Here is a 16906-nt window from a genome sequence, read left to right on the forward strand (position 1 = left end):
CGGTTCCGCCAGAAAATGGCGTCAGTCGCCATCGAATGGCGGAAATCCGGCGATCCGCGGGCGCTGCTGCGAGCCTCGTCAGGGAAAATCAATAAAATCAACGGGTTGCGTGTGGGGCAAAAGTTGGCACGGGGGTTGCGATCATGGCGACGTGGCCGCGAAGGCCGATGAGACAGACCCGAACGCAACCGACCCCGATGGAGACCGCCATGACCGACGTCACGTACCTCGCCAAGGCGCGCCAGAGCCGCGACACCACCGGCACGGCGACCGCCTCCTGGACCGACACGCTGCGGGAGTTCGTCCCCGGCATCGACGTGATCCCCGCGCTGGCCTCGGCCGCCGTCATGATCCTGTGCCTGACGCAGCTCTTCTGACGCGCGCCGCGCCGCCGATCCCCTGAAACCCCGAACCGACGGAAAGAACCATGGGCCTCTTCACCCGCCTCGGCAACGTCGTCGAAGCCAATCTGACGTCCATCCTGGACCGGGCGGAGGACCCGGAACTGACCCTCGCCCAGGCGATCCGGGAGATGGAGGACACCCTCACCGATGTGCGCGCCGGCACGGTCCGGCTGATCGCCGAGCGCGCCGAGGCCGCCGCGAAGTGGCGCGAGGCCGAGTTCGAGATCCTGGAGTGGGAACGCCGGGCCGAACTGGCCCTGAGCCACCGCCGCGAGGATCTGGCCCGTGCCGCCCTGCTGGCCAAGGACCGGGTGTCCCGCGCCGCGGCACCGGCCAAGGCCGAGCTGGACGCCATCGAGACCGCCATCGCCAAGCTGTCGGAGGATGCCGCCCGGCTGGAAGCGAAGCTGGCGGAGGCGCACGGCAAGCGCCGCTCCCTGGCCGCCCGTCACCGCAGCGCGGTGGACCGGCTGCGGGTCCGGACCCGGCTCTATGACGGCCGGATCGAGGAGGCGATGGCCGCCGCGGACCAGCTCGACCGGCACCTGGACGAGATCGAGGCCCGCAGCGAGGTGGCCGGCTACGGCCGCAAGCCCCGCGGCCTTGCCGCCGAGATCGACGAACTTGAGGCGGAGGAGCGGGTGAGCCGCGAACTGGAGTCGCTCCGCGCCCGTGTCGCCGCCCGCTGACCCCGACCGTTCCCCGCCCGCGAACCGATTGGAGAGAGACGTGACCACCTTCGACCACATCGCCCGCAGTGCCCGCAGCCGCCGCATCTGCAAGGACCCCGCCAACGGCCTGATCTTCGGCGTCTGCGCCGGCATCGCCTGGTGGCTGGGCATCAAGGCCTGGGCCGTGCGGGCCGCGGCGGTCCTGCTGCTGCTGCTCTGGACCGGCCCGGCCCTGGTCGCCTACCTGCTGGCCGCCCTGCTGCTGGGCAACCGCCCCTACGACCGTTACGAGGACTTCGTGCGCCGCTACGGCGATGACCTTGGCGGGTCCGCCGGCGACCGTTCCGGCCATCGCGGCTGGCGCTGACCCCGACCGGTCCCGGGCGGCCCTTGCGCCCTCCGGGACCGCCCGCGGCGGCGGGCGGGCCGCCGCAGCCCCGGACCCCGCCCGGACCTCGTGCCCGGGCGGGGTTCCGGCGTCCAGTGCTGGTGCGCCGCCTGTCAGGTCCGCGGCACCGCGGCCGGCGGCGGGTTGGACGACAGCAGCCGGTTCCGGAGTTCAAGGAACAGCTTCGCGGGTATCTTGCCGTAGGCGTATCGTCCGGGCCTGCCCGGCAGCGCGGCGAGATCGACTCCGGGCCAGACGAAGACATTGACCTCGTCGGTAACGATCCAGGACCGGTCATCGTCAAGGCCGAGATGGGCCTTGACCGCGGGCGGGATCAGAAGGCCGCGTTCGGGGCCAGGATTCCTGTGGGTTATCGGGGAGACCACGACGCGGGTCCTCCCGTCCGCGCCTGTGACCACGGCGTTGACGACGACCGCAGGCCGGTATTTCCGCCCATCCTCGGAACCGGAGTCGAACTCGTTCCGCCAGAGATAGGCGTAACGGATGACGAGACCGGGTGTCGGGACGGGAAGGGTCACCGGCCTTCCATCAGCCGGTCGAGGGCCAGCATCTCATCATCCGGCGCGGCTGTCCGGACGGCGTCGCGCAGGTCGGCGGGCAGGTCCCGGACGTGACATGCCTGACGGCCCTCCTTCGCCAGCGCCAGAAGCACCGCGTCGTCGGCCGAGATGAAGACGCCGGCCACCTTTCCCTGATCGGTGACCGTGATCTGCTCACGGGTCACCTGCTCGCGGTACTTTCCGAAGTTCCGGACGAACTCCGTTGCGCTAACGGTCGGCATTTCCGCCTCCAAGATCCGTTCCCTGTCCGACGTTCCGTTTCGCGGGCGGAGCCGGCACGCCTAGTCCGCCGCCAGCACCTTCGGCAGCTTGAAGGTCACGGCCTCGGTCGCTGTCACCACCTCCTCGATGGTGACATGGTAGCGCCCGCGCAGGGCGTCGATCACCTCCTCGACCAGCACCTCGGGGGCGGAGGCGCCCGCCGTGATGCCCAGGGTGGCGACCCCCTCCAGCAGCGACCAGTCGATCTGCTCCGCCCGCTGCACCAGCATGGCGCGGGTGCAGCCCTGGACCTTCGCCACCTCCACCAGCCGCACCGAGTTGGAGGAGTTCGGCGCCCCCACCACCAGGATCGCGTCGGCCCGGCCGGCGATGGCCTTCACGGCGCCCTGCCGGTTGGTGGTGGCGTAGCAGATGTCCTCCTTCTTCGGCCCGGCGATGTCGGGGAAGCGGCGGCGCAGCACCTCGACGATGCCGGCCGTGTCGTCCACCGAGAGGGTCGTCTGGGTGACGAAGGCCAGATTGTGCGGGTCCTCGGGGTTCAGCCGCTCGGCATCCTCCGCCGTCTCCACCAGCACGACCGAACCGGGCGGGAGCTGGCCCATGGTGCCGACCACCTCCGGATGGCCGGCATGCCCGATCAGCACGATCCGGAGGCCGGACTCGTGGTGCCGCTCGGCTTCGCGGTGGACCTTGGAGACGAGCGGGCAGGTCGCGTCCACATAGATCATGTTGCGCCGCTGCGCCTCGGCCGGGATCGCCTTCGGCACGCCGTGGGCGGAGAACACCACCGGGCGGTCGTCGGGCACCTCGTCCAGTTCCTTGACGAAGACGGCGCCCTTGCGCTCCAGGCTCTCCACCACGAAACGGTTGTGGACGATCTCGTGCCGGACATAGACGGGGGCGCCGAACTTCTGCAACGCCACCTCCACGATCTGGATGGCCCGGTCGACGCCGGCGCAGAAGCCGCGCGGGGCGGCCAGCAGGATATGCAGGGCGGGCTTGTCGGGGCTGTGCGTCACGGCAGTCACGGGGGCTGTTTCCAGAAGCTGCGGGCTGTGATCTCGGGTCGTCGGCCGGTCGGGTCCTGGGCTTGTGCCGGTCCGGCGGGTTCACTATTGTCGCGGTGCCGCGGGCGACCGCGGTACCACGCCCTGATTCTCCGGTGAGCCCCCGTCCGATGACCACGCGCGACGACCATAATACAGGAAATCCGCCCAGGAAAGCCGCCGCCCGGCCGCACGGGCGCGCCGTGATCGCGCGCGGACTTCTGGCCGCCGTGGCGCTGGCCGGTCTGGCCGGCTGCGAGAGCGCCAAGGGCTTCCGTCCGGGCTGTCCGAACGTCGGCGTGCTGCGCGACGCCGGCACCTACCGGGTGCCGGGCGCGGACGGGGCGACCTTCGCCACCGCCGTGATCAATCCGCCCGCCGCCCTGTGCGAGTACAGCGACGACGGCGTCACCATCGCCACCACCTTCACCATCAGCGCCCGGGCGACGGCCGGGTTCGACGGGACGGTGCCGGTGGATTACTTCGTCGCCGTCACCGACCCGCAGCGCAACGTGATCGCCAAGCAGGTCTTCTCGACCGCCATCCGGATGGACGGCGGCTCCGGCGCCGTGGGGGAGGAAACGGAGCAGTTCATTCCCGCCCCGAGGACGGTGGACGCCCGCTATTACGAGGTGCTGGTCGGCTTCCAGCTCCCGCCGGAACAGGTGGAGACGAACCGGCAGGTCAACCAGGGGCGCTGAGCGCGATCCTGACGCCGGCGGGGACCCGGCCCCACGGCCTGGCGACGGGGGCAGTGCCGCACCCCCGTCCCCTCTTGATGCTCGCTTTCCGGCGGTCTGCGCCGGGAGCGGCACGCCTTTCCTGCAATTGACTTTCGGCCGCCGGCCGCTAGTTTAGCCCCACACGCTGACGACCCCTCGCGGGAGAGATCGTCCCCGGGACACCGTGTCCCGGCGGGCGACGCCGAAGGAGCAACCGCCCCCGGAAACTCTCAGGCAGAAGGACCGCGGGGGAAAAGCGCATCTGGAAAGTGGCGGGGCCGACAGGAACCGCCCACCGACGGAGTAAACCGGCAGCCGGTGCGAACCGGCCCTGGGAACGACGCGGTCCGTGGCTCCGGCCGCGGCGCGGGTGCCCTATCCGGTGAATCTCTCAGGGGCCGTGACAGAGGGGGGCTGGCTGCGCGGGATGGCCTGCGCGGTCGAGACTCTGCCGGGAGACCCTGATTTGAGCGACCAGACCGAGCCCTTGCTGCGCACGCCCCTGCATGCCCTGCATGGGGAGCTGGGCGCCCGCATGGTGCCCTTCGCGGGCTATGACATGCCGGTGCAGTACCCCGCCGGGGTGCTGAAGGAGCATCTGCACACCCGCACCGGGGCGGGCCTGTTCGACGTCTCGCACATGGGGCAGGTCCGGCTGCGCGGCGACGACCCCGCCAAGGCGCTGGAGGCTCTCGTGCCCGGCGACATCCAGGGTCTGGCCGAGGGGCGCATCCGCTACACCCTGTTCACCAACGACCATGGCGGCATCCTGGACGACCTGATGGTCACCCGGGTCGGCCCGGGCGAGCTGTTCCTCGTCGTCAACGCCGCCTGCAAGCAGGCCGACCTCGCGCATCTGCGGGCCGGACTGCCGGGAGTGGCGGTCGAGTATCTGGGCGACGATGCGGGCCTGCTGGCGCTCCAGGGGCCGGCTGCGGCCGCGGTGCTGGCGCGGCATGTCCCGGCCGCCGCGGCGATGCCCTTCATGTCGGCGATCACGGCGGACATCCGGGGCATTCCGGTCCGCATCTCCCGCTCCGGCTACACCGGCGAGGACGGCTACGAGATCGGCGCCGCCGGCACTGATGCCGAGGCGCTGGCCCGGCTGCTGCTGGCCGAGCCGGAGGTGGCCCCGATCGGCCTCGGCGCCCGCGACTCGCTGCGGCTGGAGGCGGGGCTCTGCCTCTACGGCCACGACATCGACACGACCACGACGCCGGTCGAGGCGGCCCTGACCTGGGCCGTCGCCAAGCGCCGGCGCGAGGAGGGGGGATTCCCCGGTGCCGCCCTGGTGCAGCGCCAGTTCCGGGAGGGTGCGGTCCGCAAGCGGGTCGGCATCCTGCCCGAGGGCCGCGCCCCGGCGCGCGAGCATACGGAGATCCAGGGCGCCGACGGCGCCGTCATCGGCAGCATCACCAGCGGCGGCTTCGGCCCCAGCGTCAACGGTCCGGTCGCCATGGGCTACGTGGCTGCGGCGCATGCCGCGGTCGGCACGCCGGTGAACCTGATGGTCCGCGGCAAGGCGCTGCCGGCGAAGGTCGCGGCGCTGCCGTTCGTTCCGCACCGCTACTACAGGGGTTGACGGAACCGGGGCACGGGCGGGCGGATTGCCCCTCCCGCGCGATCCCGGTCTTCCGGTTTCTGACGAGGACGGCGCCGCGCCGCCGCGGTTGGCGGGTGCGGCACAATCAGGGGACAGGCAATGATCAGGTTCACCAAGGATCACGAGTGGGTGCGCGTGCAGGACGGGATCGCCACGGTCGGCATCACCGACTATGCGCAGCAGGCGCTGGGCGACGTGGTCTTCGTCGAGGTGCCCGAGGCCGGCCGCGCGCTGGAGCGGGGCAAGGATGCCGCCGTCGTCGAGTCGGTGAAGGCCGCGTCCGAGGTCTATGCGCCGGCCGACGGCACCGTGACCGAGGGCAACACCGGCCTGACCGACAATCCGGCCCTGGTCAACAGCGACCCGATGGGCGAGGGCTGGTTCTTCCGGATGAAGCTGGCCGACCCGGCCCAGCTCGACGGGCTGATGGACGAGGCCGCCTACTCCGCCTACGTCGAGGCGCTCTGATGCGTTACCTGCCCCTGACGGAGGCCGACCGCCAGGCCATGCTGGCGCGCATCGGCGTGCCGGACGTGGACGCGCTGTTCCGCGACGTGCCCCAGGCGGCCCGGCTGACGGCGCCCATCGACGGCCTGCCCCTGCACATGGGCGAGCTGGAGGTGGACCGCCTGCTCTCCGGCATGGCGGCGAAGAACCTGACGGCGGGCTCCGTCCCCAGCTTCCTGGGGGCGGGGGCCTACCGCCACCATGTCCCGGCCTCCGTGGACCAGATGCTGCTGCGCGGGGAGTTCCTGACCTCCTACACGCCGTACCAGCCGGAGGTCGCGCAGGGGACGTTGCAGTACCTGTTCGAGTTCCAGACCCAGGTCGCGGAGATCACCGGCATGGAGGTGGCGAACGCCTCCATGTACGACGGCGCCACCGGCACGGCCGAGGCGGTGCTGATGGCCACCCGCCTGACCCGCCGCAGCAAGGCGGTGCTGTCCGGTGGCCTGCATCCGCACTACCGCGAGGTGGTGGCGACCACCTGCGGCGTGCTGGGCATGGAGGTCGCGGCGCAGGCGCCCGATCCGACGGATGCGGAGGATCTGCTGCCGCTGGTGGATGACGCCACGGCCTGCGTCGTCGTGCAGACGCCGTCGCTGTTCGGCCATCCGCGCGACCTGTCGGAGCTGGCGGCCGCCTGCCACGCCAAGGGGGCGCTGCTGATCGCCGTCGTCACCGAGGTGGTGAGCCTGGGCCTGCTGACCCCGCCGGGCCGGATGGGCGCCGACATCGTGGTCTGCGAGGGCCAGTCGATCGGCAACCCGCTGAACTTCGGCGGCCCCCATGTCGGGCTGTTCGCCACGCGGGAGAAGTTCGTCCGCCAGATGCCGGGCCGCCTCTGCGGCCAGACGGCGGACGCGGAGGGCAAGCGCGGCTTCGTGCTGACCCTGTCCACCCGCGAGCAGCACATCCGGCGCGAGAAGGCGACCTCCAACATCTGCACCAACAGCGGGCTCTGCGCGCTGGCCTTCACCATCCACATGGCGCTGCTGGGCGGCGAGGGCTTCGCCCGGCTGGCCCGGCTGAACCACGCCAAGGCGGTGACGCTGGCCGACCGGCTGGCGGCGGTACCGGGGGTGGAGGTGCTGAACGGCGCCTTCTTCAACGAGTTCACCCTGCGCCTGCCGCGGCCGGCCGCTCCGGTGGTGGAGGCGCTGGCGCAGCGCCGCATCCTGGCGGGCGTTCCCGTCTCCCGTCTCTATCCCGGCGAGGCCGGGCTGGAGACCCTGCTGCTGGTGGCGGCGACCGAGACCAACACCGAAGCCGACATGGACGCGCTGGTCCACGGGCTTCAGGAGGTGCTGCGATGAGCATGAACAGCCAGGGCCGCCCGACCACCCCGCACGTCCCCTCGGCGTCGGAGGTGGCGCAGACCCACACCGGCAACCGGGCGCTGATGCAGGAGGAGCCGCTCCTGTTCGAGCTGGACAATCCCGGCGTCTGCGGCGTGGACCTGCCCGAGCCGCCGACGGCGGAACTGCGCCTGGGCAAGGTCCGCCCGCGCGGGACCCTTGCCCTGCCGTCCGTGTCGGAGCCGGAGGTGGTGCGCCACTACACCCGGCTGAGCCAGAAGAACTTCGGCATCGACAGCACCATGTATCCGCTGGGGTCGTGCACCATGAAGCACAACCCGCGGCTGAACGAGAAGATGGCCCGGCTCCCGGGCTTCTCCGACATCCATCCGCTCCAGCCGGTCTCCACCGTGCAGGGGGCGCTGGAGCTGATCGACGCGCTGGCGCACTGGCTGAAGACCCTGACCGGCATGCCGGCCGTGGCGATGAGCCCCGCCGCCGGCGCGCATGGCGAGCTGTGCGGCCTGATGGCGATCCGTGCGGCGCTGGCGGCGCGCGGCGAGGCGCACCGCCGGCGCGTGCTGGTGCCGGAATCGGCGCACGGCACCAACCCGGCGACGGCCGCCTTCTGCGGCTTCGCCGTGGACTCCATCCCGGCGGAGGATGACGGCCGCGTCAGCGTCGCGGCGGTGAAGGCCAAGCTCGGCCCCGACGTCGCCGCCATCATGCTGACCAACCCGAACACCTGCGGCCTGTTCGAGCCGCAGATCCGGGAGATCGCGGACGCCGTGCATGCGGCCGGCGGCTACTTCTACTGCGACGGCGCCAACTACAACGCCATCGTCGGCCGGGTGCGCCCCGCCGACCTGGGCGTGGACGCCATGCACATCAACCTGCACAAGACCTTCAGCACGCCGCACGGCGGCGGCGGGCCGGGCTCCGGCCCGGTGGTGCTGTCGGCGGCGCTGGCGCCCTTCGCGCCCCTGCCCTACGTCGTCCACGGCGAGGACGGCTTCCGGCTGGTCGAGCATGCCGGCGAGGCGGAGGGCCATCCCTTCGGCCGCATGAAGGGCTTCCACGGCCAGATGGGCATGTTCGTGCGGGCCCTGGCCTACATGCTCTCGCACGGGGGCGACGGGCTGCGGCAGGCGGCGTCCGACGCGGTGCTGAACGCCAACTATGTGCTGGCCAGCCTGAAGGACGTGATGAGCGCTTCCTTCGAGGGGCCGTGCATGCACGAGGCGCTGTTCGACGACCGCTTCCTCAAGGGTACGGGCATCACCCCGCTCGACTTCGCCAAGGCGCTGATCGACGAGGGCTTCCACCCGATGACCATGTACTTCCCGCTGGTCGTCCAGGGGGCGCTGCTGATCGAGCCGACGGAGACGGAGTCGAAGCAGACGCTGGACCAGTTCATCGGCACCCTGCGGGCGCTGGCCGAGCGGGCGAAGACGGGCGACGAGGAGTATTTCCACGGCGCTCCGCGGCTGACCCCGCGCCGCCGTCTGGACGAGACGGCAGCCGCGCGCAAGCCGGTGCTGCGCTGGACCCGGCCGGCCCCGGCGGCCCAGGCCGCGGCGGCCCAGGCCGCGGCGGAGTAGGCCCGCGGCGAGTACAGCCAGGCATCCTCCCCGGCGGCTTCGGCCGCCGGGGAGCCTGTTGACCCGCTCCGCCGCCGGTGCCAAGACGCTCGTTCCGAGTGGCGTTGCGGAGCGAGGAACCCCGTGAAACCCGGCAACAGCGTCCTGTCCTCCTACGGCACCACGATCTTCGAGGTGATGTCCCGGCTGGCGGAGGAGCACCGCGCCGTCAATCTCGGCCAGGGCTTTCCCGATGGCGGCGGCCCGCCGGAGGTGGTGGCCGAAGCGCAGCGCTACCTTGCCGAGGGCTGGAACCAGTACCCGCCGATGATGGGCCTGCCGGCCCTGCGTCAGGCCGTGGCCGCGCACGCCGCCCGCTTCTACGGGCTGGAGGTGGACTGGCGCCAGGAGGTGATGGTCACCTCCGGCGCCACGGAGGCGCTGGCCGCCTGCCTGTTCGGCCTGCTGGAGCCGGGCGACGAGGCGGTGCTGTTCGAACCCTTGTACGACAGCTACGTCCCGATCATCCGGCGGGCCGGGGCGGTGCCGCGCTTCGTGCCGCTGCGCGCGCCGGACTGGACGTTCAGCCGCGAGGATCTGGCCGCCGCCTTCGGGCCGCGCACGAAGCTGGTCGTGCTCAACAACCCGCTGAACCCCGCGGCCAAGGTCTGGTCGGCGGAGGAACTCGCGGTGCTGGCGGAGATGCTGGTGGCGCACGACGCCGTCGCCGTCTGCGACGAGGTCTATGAGCATCTGGTGTTCGACGGGCGCCGCCATCTGCCGCTGATGGCGCTGCCCGGCATGCGCGAGCGCACCCTGCGCATCGGCTCGGCGGGCAAGACCTTCTCCCTGACCGGCTGGAAGGTCGGCTATGTCACGGCGGCGCCGGCGCTGCTGCAGCCGGTGGCGAAGGCGCACCAGTTCCTGACCTTCACGACGCCGCCCGACCTCCAGCATGCGGTGGCCTGCGGCCTCGGCGGCCCGGACACCTATTTCGACGGGCTGGCGGCGGAGATGCAGCGCCGGCGCGACCGCCTTTCCGCCGGGCTGGCGGCCTGCGGCTTCGGGGTGCTGCCGGCCCAGGGCACCTACTTCGTCACGGCCGACATCCGGCCGCTCGCCGGGGACGAGGACGATGCCGCCTTCTGCCGCCGCATGACGGTGGAGGCCGGCGTCGCCGCGATCCCGGTCAGCGCCTTCTTCGAGCAGGCGCCGCCGCGCCACCTGATCCGCTTCTGCTTCTGCAAGCGGGACGCGGTGCTGGACGAGGCGGTGGCCCGGCTCAGGGGCTGGCTGGGGCGGACCTGATGCGGTCGCGGGCGTGCCACCACTCCAGCGCGCCCGCCAGCATCGCCAGCACGCCCAGCCAGACCATGCGGCTCTGGTAACGGTCGTGCGGGTTGGACAGGGCGCCGCTGATGAAGGCGTTGCCCAGCAGCGCCAGCAGCACCAGAGCGGCGAAGCCGGCCAGATGCCGCCGCCGGGTCGCCAGCGCCCAGGCCAGTACCCCGGCCGTGCCCGCCAGCGACAGCCAGGCCACCGGCCGGTGGACCAGGTTCAGCCCCGCGAACAGCTCTCCGATCGGCTCCTGCCGTTGCTGCCGGGCCGCGGCGAAGCCGGGGAGGTGCTCCGGCATGTGCCGGCGGAAGGTCCAGCGCGTGAAGTCCTGCCACTCGTCCAGCCCGTCGCCGGTGGCGACCCTGCCGAGCTGGGTCGCCGTCGCGCGCAGCGCCGTCAGCGCCACCTCCCCGGGATAGGCGGCGACCGCGTCGCGCACCATGCGCGCCAGCTCGGCATCGGCCCCGCCCCACCAGCCGATCCGGCGGAAGGGCGAGTCGCGGTGCCAGATGAAGTCATTCGCCGTCGTCGGCAGGTCCGCCTGCCAGGGGCACAGGGCGTAGGCGTCCGGGTCCTGCGGGCAGCGGTCGTCCAGCAGCCGTTGCACGATCCCGTCCTGCACCAGCCGGCCGAAGACGAAGACGGGGCCGCCCGGCGTGTAGGTGGCCTGTCCGACCAGCCCCAGATGCAGCAGCGGCATCAGCAGCAGACTTGCCGCCACCAGCAGCGCCGGCGGCCCCGGCCGCGGCCGGCCCAGGGGATCGCCCCCGCGGGCCAGCGGCGCCAGGAGCGCAATCCCGACCACCAGCCCCAGCCCCAGCGCCATGGTGGACATGTGGGAGAGCAGGGCGAGCATCCCGATTCCGGCGACCCCGGCCCGCTCCCACCGTCCCAGCCGGTCCCAGCGGAATCCCAGCAGCCAGAGGCAGAGCACCGCCACCGGCACCAGCACGTCGGGCATGAGCTGGGCCGTGAACCAGGGCAGGGCCGTCAGTCCCGCCAGCAGCGCCGCCGTTCCCGCCAGCGTGGCAGTGCCGAAGGGCAGATGCAGGGTCCGCAGGGTCAGCCGCAGCAGCCACAACACCACCAGACCGTGGACCAGAACCGGCCCCCAGAGGCTGAGCCAGCGCAGCGAGGCGGCCTGGAGGAACAGTCCGTAGAAGAGGGAGCGGCCGGGTTCCAGCTCCATCTCCAGGGCCCGCATCAGATACCCGCCGGTATCGAAGAAGACGACCGGAAAGCCGTTCCAGAGGGCGGGGTGCAGCAACGCCCCCAGGGCCAGGGCCAGCAGACCGAGGCGCAGGGTCAGCGGCAGCTCCGCCGGCCTGTGCCCCTGCGGGCCGGGGGCGGGGACGGGATCGGGACAGTCGTTCATCCCCTCAGCCTCCGGAATGGTCGTGGCGATCTCTGGGCAAAGCCGGGGCAGCGCTTGCATGCTGCGTTGCGGAGGCGCAAATAGCCAAGCCAGGATCGTTCATCTCACCAGTATGCCCTACAAGGAAGTGTCGCCCCAGCCTACAGTTCCGTTCAGGCCGGAGCGTCCTGTGCGCCCCGCACGGTCGGCCCTGCCGTGCGTTCTCCGACATGTGCCTGCCCGTTCCCCGGTTCCCCACCCCGACGAGACCTCATCCTGTCCGCCACACCCATGAAGCGCTTTCCGCCGCGTCTCACCCTCGCCTCGCTCCTGATCGCCGCCTGCCTGACCGCAGGCGGGGCGGTGGCCCAGATTTCCGGCCCGGGTCCCGCCGGTCGGCCGGCCCCGCCTCCGGCTGCCGCCCCGAAGGCCGACTCGAAACCGCCCGTACCGGCGGCCTTCGGCATCACCGGGGTGGAGGTGGCGGCCGAGCGCGACCGTCCGCAGGTCTGCTTCCGCTTCAACCGGGACCTGCCGCGGCCGCGGCGCGGCGCGCCCGACCTGGGCAGGTTCGTCAATGTCGCTCCCGCCGCCGACCATACGGTGGTGGCGCGTGACCGCGACCTCTGCCTGGAGGGGCTGGGCCACGGCCAGCGCTTCACCGTCACCCTGGGGGCCGGGCTGCCGACCGCCGACGGTACGGAGTCCCTGGCCGAGCCGGTGACGCGCGAAGTCGCGGTTCCCGACCGCAAGCCGATGCTGACCTTCCGCGGCCAGGGGTACATCCTGCCGCGCGTCGGCGCCGAGGGGCTGCCGCTGCGCACCGTGAACGTCGAGCGTGCCCGGCTCCAGATCATGCGGATCAACGACCGTGCCCTGGTCGAGCGCATCTACTGGGGGCGCATGAACCAGAGCCTGACCGACTTCGACATCGGCATCCTGCTGGACGAGAAGGCGGAAATCGTCTGGAAGGGCGAGATGACGGTCGGCAACACGCCGAACCGCACCGTCGTCACCCCGTTCCCGATCGATCAGGCGCTGGGCGCGCTGCCGCCGGGTGTCTATGTCGCGGTGGCGGAGAACGCGGCCCTGCCGGTCAGCGCCTGGGACCTGCGCGCGACCCAGTGGTTCGTCGTCTCCGACATCGGGCTGACCAGCTTCCGCGCCGGCAACGGCCTGTTCGTCTTCGCCCGCAGCCTCGGCACCGCCGACCCGCTGCCGGGGGTTGAACTGCGCCTGGTCGCCCGCGGCAACCAGGAGCTGGGCCGGGCCGTCACCGGCCCCGACGGTCTGGCGCGTTTCGACCCCGCGCTGCTGAGCGACGGGGAGAAGGCGCCGCAGGCCCTGTTCGCCACCGCCCAGGGCGGCGACTTCTCCCTGCTGGACTTCGGCACCCCGGCCGTGGAGCTGGGCACCCGCGGCGCCGGCGGGCGGGCCGAGCCCGGGCCGCTGGACGCCTGGCTGGCGACCGACCGGACGGCGTACCGGCCCGGCGGCACGGTGCATCTGACGGCGCTGCTGCGCGACCCCGACGCCCGCGCCGTGACCGGCCGCTCGCTGACGCTGCGTCTGTCCCGCCCTGACGGTCTGGAGACTGCCCGGCTGGCCCTGACCGACGGCGGCGAGGGCGGCTATTCCGCCGATCTTGACCTGCCGGCCACCGCCCCCGCCGGCCGCTGGAGCCTGACCGCCCACGAGCGCCCCGACGGTCCGGCCATCGGCCGCGCCGAGTTCCAGGTCGGCGAGGTGGCGCCGGCCCGGCTCGACCTCTCCCTCAATGCCGACCGCCGCCGCATCGCCGCGGACGGCAAGGCGACCCTCTACATGCGGGCCCGGCTGCCCGGCTCCGGTGCGGCTTCCGGGCTGCCGGGCGAGCTGGCGCTGACCCTGCGCCCCGCCGCCAAGCCCTATCCGGGCTATGAGGAGTTCCGGTTCGGGCTGGCGCAGGAGGATCTGGAACCGCAGCGCCGTGCCCTTCCGGGATTCGTCACCCGCGGCGACGGTGGCGCCAGCGCCGCCCTGGACATCGCCCCGCTGCCGGAGACCAGCCGTCCGCTGGAGGCGGTGCTGCGCGCCACGGTCTATGATACCGGCGGCCGTCCGGCCGTGCGCGAGCTGGTGCTGCCGGTGGACAACCGCGCCTTCGCCCTGGGCATCCGCCCCAGCTTCGCCGGCGATGCCGTACCGGAAGGGGCGACCGTCTCCTTCGACATCGTGGCCCTGGCCCCCGACGGCCAGCGCCTCGCCCGCGAGGACCTGTCCTGGGAGCTGTACGAGGAGGATTACGATTACCAGTGGTACGAGGCCGACGGCCGCTGGGACTACCGTGCCACGGTGAAGGACCGCCGGCTGACCGGCGGCACCCTGGACGTGGAGGCCGACCGGCCGGGCGTGATCGAGGAGCAGGTGAAGGCCGGCCGCTACCGGCTGGAGGTGTTCGATCCGGTCAGCGGCACGGCGTCCTCCGTCCGCTTCTCCGCCGGCTGGTGGGTCAGCGCCAAGCTGGGCGACATGCCCGATGCGGTCGATCTCGCCGTGATGGAGCCGTTGCACCAGCCCGGTGGAACCGCCCGCGTCTTCGTGCGCCCGCCCTACGATTCCACCGTGCTGGTGACGGTCGCGGACCGCAATGTCCGCCACACCGTGACCCAGGCCGTCGGCGCCGAGGGGGCTTTCCTCGACCTGCCCCTCGCCCCCGACCTGACATCGGGCGCCTATGTCCTCGCCACCGCCTTCGCGCCGGCCGATCCCGGCCGCCGGACGCTGCCGCGCCGCGCGGTCGGGGTCGCCTGGGTCGGGCTGGACCCGGCGCCGCGGACCCTGGGGGTAGAGATCGCGCCGCCGGAGCAGGCCCGTTCCGGCGCACCGCTGAGCGTGCCGGTCACCGTGACGGGACTGACCCCCGGCCAGCCGGCGCATCTGGTCCTGTTCGGCGCCGGCCGCTCGCTGGTTGCCGCCGGCACCGCGGCCAGCCCCGATCCGGCCGCATGGTTTCTGGGCAAGCGGCGGCTGACCGTTCAGATCCGCGACGTCTACGGACGTCTGCTTGAAACGGCCGCCGGCGCGGACCCGGCCGCCCCTGACGAAGGCCGTCCGGTGGCCCGGCCGGCGCCGCAGGCCACCGCCGCATCCGATGCTCCCGTGACCCTCTATTCCGGGATCGTCACGGTCGGGGCCGACGGCAGGGCCGAGGTGCCGGTGCGGCTGCCGGAAGCCGAGGCGTCGCTGCGTCTGACCGCCATCGCCTGGAGCGCCGACAAGCTCGGCCGCGGCGAGGCGGGGCTGGAGGTGCGCGACCCGGTGGTCGCCGGCTTCGAGCTGCCGGGCGTGCTCGCCGTGGGCGACAGCGTGTCCCTGCGCCTCAGCCTTGAGAACGTGGCCGGTCCGCGGGGGTCTTACATGGCCAGCCTCGTCGCCGAGGGGCCGGTCGCCATCGACAACGGCACCATCGAGTTCAAGTCGGTGCAGCGCGGCCGCCGTGTCACCGCCAACCGAACCCTGACCGCGACCGCGGCGGGGGAAGGCGCGCTGACCCTGACCGTCACCGGTCCGGAGGGCTTCGCGCTCTCGCGGACGGTCCCGGTCGTTGTCCGCCCGGTCCGCGGGCCGGTGGCGCGCAGCCTGTCCGGCGAGCTTCCGCCCGGCGGCAGTGTCGCGGCCACGCCACAGGTCGCCGAAGGGCTGCTGCCCGACGGTGCCACGGTCGCCCTCAGCGTGGGGCCGTGGGACGATTTCGACATGGCGGCGCTGCTGCTGACCGTCGATCCCCGCGGCCACGGCTCGGCCGAGCAGATGGCCGCGCGCCTGCTGCCCCTGCTCGTCGCCGGGACCGAGGTGCGGGAGCTGGGCCTGCTGTCGGAGGAGGCGCTGAAGCAGCGGGTCGGCGATCTGATCGACCGGCTGGTGATGCGCCAGCGCGGCGACGGCGCCTATGCCCAGTGGACGCTGGAGGGCCCGGCCGATCCCTGGCTGACGGCCTTCGTGCTGGACGTGTTGACCCGGGCGCGGGAGGCCGGCCATGCCGTGCCGGAGGCGGGCTACCGCCGCGGCCTGGACTGGCTGGTGCGGACCATCGGCAACGCCTGGGTGGACGAGGCGGACCTGCCCGGCCGCGCCTATGCCCTGTACGCGGCAGCGCGGGCGAAGGTCATCGACGCGGCGCCTGTCCGCTATTTCTACGAGACGCATTTCGCCAAGCTGCCGACCCGGCTGGCCCGGGCCCAGGTGGCCGGCGCCTTCGCCCTGCTGGGCGACGGCGAGCGGGCGGCCGGGGCCTTCGCCCAGCTCGACCTGGAGGCGGCCCGCACCACGCCGGTGCCTGTGCGCGACTATGGCAGCGATCTGCGCGACCGTGCCGGGGCGCTGGCGCTGCTGGCGGCCGGCGGCGCCGATCCCGAGCGTCTGGCGGCGGAAGTGGCGGCCGTGCGCGGCCTGTTGCGCGACCCTGGCCGCACCAGCGCGCAGGAGCGGGCCTGGCTGATCCTGGCGGCCCGCGAACTGGCGGCCCGCTCCGACGGCTTCAGCGTCAGCGTGGACGGCACGGTCGAACAGCGCGAACGCCCCCTGCTGCGCCGGCTGCCGCCCGGCACCGGGAGCCTCACCGTGGAGAACACGGGCGAGCGACCGCTGCACCGCTCGGTGACGGCCGTGGGCCTGCCCGCCGGGGAACCCGAGGCCGCGGCGAACGGGTTCGAGCTGACCCGCACCATCCTGGACCGGCGTGGCCGGCCGGTGGATCTGGCCAAGCTGCGCCCTGGCGACCTGCTGGCCGTCGTGCTGGAAGGCCGTGCGACCCAGCCCGTGACCGGCCCGGTGCAGGTGGTGGACACGCTGCCCGCCGGCTTCGCAGGGGAGACGCTCAGGCTGGCCGGCAGCAGCCAGCTTGGCGACCTGTCGTGGATCGGCACCCTGTCGGAGACGGCACAGGCCGAATTCCAGGAGGGACGCTTCACCGCCGCCCTGGACCCGCTGCCCGCGGACGGCGGCTTCCGGCTGGTCTATCTCGTCCGTGCCTCGGTGCCGGGCCGCTACGCGCTGCCGCCGGCCCGGGTCGAAGATCAGGCCGATCCGGACCGCTTCGCGCGGACCGCTCCGGGCACCGTCAGCATTCTGGCGGGCCGCGGCTGATCCCCTGTGCGGAAATGACGGTCATGCCCTGCCTGGAGTAATCCCCGGCGGGGTGTGATCATCCGGTCTTG

Annotated in this window: 14 protein-coding genes and 1 riboswitch; of the genes, 10 read left to right on the forward strand and 4 right to left on the reverse strand. The window is 72.6% G+C overall.

From position 1 onward, the window contains the following. Positions 1-209: 209 nt before the first annotated feature. From RC1_RS21890 to RC1_RS20445, 3 genes are read left to right on the forward strand one after another with little or no spacing between them, the layout of a single operon-like run. The gene (locus RC1_RS21890) at positions 210-377 is read left to right on the forward strand and encodes a hypothetical protein (protein WP_184446427.1); all 168 of its coding nucleotides are present in this window, start codon (positions 210-212) and stop codon (positions 375-377) included. A 50-nt stretch (positions 378-427) separates the two neighbouring features. Beyond that, entirely contained in the window at positions 428-1093 is a 666-nt protein-coding gene (locus tag RC1_RS17460) for a PspA/IM30 family protein (RefSeq protein WP_012568775.1), read from the forward strand. Positions 1094-1133: 40 nt separating this feature from the next. Beyond that, on the forward strand, positions 1134-1442 hold the full coding sequence (locus tag RC1_RS20445) for a PspC domain-containing protein (protein ID WP_012568776.1): 309 nt from the start codon (positions 1134-1136) through the stop codon (positions 1440-1442). Between the two features lie 134 nt (positions 1443-1576). Here RC1_RS20445 and RC1_RS17470 read toward each other — a convergent pair whose 3' ends face one another. From RC1_RS17470 to ispH, 3 genes are read right to left on the reverse strand one after another with little or no spacing between them, the layout of a single operon-like run. Further along, complete coding sequence (locus RC1_RS17470) at positions 1577-2002, reverse strand: hypothetical protein (protein WP_012568777.1); 426 nt, start codon at positions 2000-2002, stop codon at positions 1577-1579. After that, positions 1999-2265, reverse strand: a complete 267-nt coding sequence (locus RC1_RS17475; RefSeq protein ID WP_012568778.1) for a type II toxin-antitoxin system Phd/YefM family antitoxin — start codon at positions 2263-2265, stop codon at positions 1999-2001. Before RC1_RS17475 ends, RC1_RS17470 begins: the two co-directional genes overlap by 4 nt. A gap of 60 nt (positions 2266-2325) precedes the next feature. Beyond that, positions 2326-3294 (reverse strand): 4-hydroxy-3-methylbut-2-enyl diphosphate reductase, encoded by a 969-nt coding sequence (gene ispH, locus RC1_RS17480; RefSeq protein WP_012568779.1) that lies wholly within the window; start codon positions 3292-3294, stop codon positions 2326-2328. Between the two features lie 149 nt (positions 3295-3443). Between ispH and RC1_RS17485 the strand changes: the two genes are divergently transcribed. The 6 genes from RC1_RS17485 (at position 3444) to RC1_RS17510 (ending at position 10324) form a co-directional block, all read left to right on the forward strand. Next, on the forward strand, positions 3444-4013 hold the full coding sequence (locus tag RC1_RS17485) for a hypothetical protein (protein ID WP_012568780.1): 570 nt from the start codon (positions 3444-3446) through the stop codon (positions 4011-4013). A 170-nt stretch (positions 4014-4183) separates the two neighbouring features. Then, a riboswitch (glycine riboswitch) is annotated at positions 4184-4290 on the forward strand. Positions 4291-4461: 171 nt separating this feature from the next. After that, positions 4462-5616 carry a glycine cleavage system aminomethyltransferase GcvT gene (gene gcvT, locus RC1_RS17490; RefSeq protein ID WP_012568781.1) on the forward strand — a complete coding sequence of 385 codons (1155 nt, stop codon included), beginning with the start codon at positions 4462-4464 and terminating at the stop codon, positions 5614-5616. 120 nt (positions 5617-5736) lie between these two features. Beyond that, the gene (gene gcvH, locus RC1_RS17495) at positions 5737-6105 is read left to right on the forward strand and encodes a glycine cleavage system protein GcvH (RefSeq protein ID WP_012568782.1); all 369 of its coding nucleotides are present in this window, start codon (positions 5737-5739) and stop codon (positions 6103-6105) included. Further along, positions 6105-7454, forward strand: a complete 1350-nt coding sequence (gene gcvPA, locus RC1_RS17500) for an aminomethyl-transferring glycine dehydrogenase subunit GcvPA (protein ID WP_012568783.1) — start codon at positions 6105-6107, stop codon at positions 7452-7454. Before gcvH ends, gcvPA begins: the two co-directional genes overlap by 1 nt. A gap of 2 nt (positions 7455-7456) precedes the next feature. Next, entirely contained in the window at positions 7457-9037 is a 1581-nt protein-coding gene (gene gcvPB, locus RC1_RS17505) for an aminomethyl-transferring glycine dehydrogenase subunit GcvPB (RefSeq protein WP_419760925.1), read from the forward strand. A gap of 123 nt (positions 9038-9160) precedes the next feature. After that, entirely contained in the window at positions 9161-10324 is a 1164-nt protein-coding gene (locus RC1_RS17510) for an aminotransferase (protein ID WP_012568785.1), read from the forward strand. Here the strand turns inward: RC1_RS17510 and RC1_RS17515 are convergent. After that, positions 10299-11729 carry a hypothetical protein gene (locus RC1_RS17515; RefSeq protein WP_012568786.1) on the reverse strand — a complete coding sequence of 477 codons (1431 nt, stop codon included), beginning with the start codon at positions 11727-11729 and terminating at the stop codon, positions 10299-10301. The genes RC1_RS17510 and RC1_RS17515 overlap by 26 nt on opposite strands. Positions 11730-11999: 270 nt before the next feature. Between RC1_RS17515 and RC1_RS17520 the strand changes: the two genes are divergently transcribed. Further along, a complete protein-coding gene (locus tag RC1_RS17520; protein WP_012568787.1) occupies positions 12000-16835 on the forward strand; it encodes an alpha-2-macroglobulin family protein in 4836 nt (1611 codons plus the stop codon). The last annotated feature ends 71 nt before the right edge of the window (positions 16836-16906 follow it).

The sequence above is a fragment of the Rhodospirillum centenum SW genome, assembly GCF_000016185.1.
Lineage (GTDB): Bacteria > Pseudomonadota > Alphaproteobacteria > Azospirillales > Azospirillaceae > Rhodocista > Rhodocista centena.

Coding starts and splice junctions, on each gene's coding strand:
- RC1_RS17520 (WP_012568787.1), top strand. CDS start 12,000: ATGAAGCGCTTTCCGCCGCGTCTCACCCTCGCCTCGCTCCTGATCGCC.
- gcvPA (WP_012568783.1), top strand. CDS start 6,105: ATGCGTTACCTGCCCCTGACGGAGGCCGACCGCCAGGCCATGCTGGCG.
- RC1_RS17460 (WP_012568775.1), top strand. CDS start 428: ATGGGCCTCTTCACCCGCCTCGGCAACGTCGTCGAAGCCAATCTGACG.
- RC1_RS21890 (WP_184446427.1), top strand. CDS start 210: ATGACCGACGTCACGTACCTCGCCAAGGCGCGCCAGAGCCGCGACACC.
- gcvH (WP_012568782.1), top strand. CDS start 5,737: ATGATCAGGTTCACCAAGGATCACGAGTGGGTGCGCGTGCAGGACGGG.
- RC1_RS17515 (WP_012568786.1), bottom strand. CDS start 11,729: ATGAACGACTGTCCCGATCCCGTCCCCGCCCCCGGCCCGCAGGGGCAC.
- RC1_RS17475 (WP_012568778.1), bottom strand. CDS start 2,265: ATGCCGACCGTTAGCGCAACGGAGTTCGTCCGGAACTTCGGAAAGTAC.
- gcvT (WP_012568781.1), top strand. CDS start 4,462: ATGGCCTGCGCGGTCGAGACTCTGCCGGGAGACCCTGATTTGAGCGAC.
- gcvPB (WP_419760925.1), top strand. CDS start 7,457: ATGAACAGCCAGGGCCGCCCGACCACCCCGCACGTCCCCTCGGCGTCG.
- RC1_RS17485 (WP_012568780.1), top strand. CDS start 3,444: ATGACCACGCGCGACGACCATAATACAGGAAATCCGCCCAGGAAAGCC.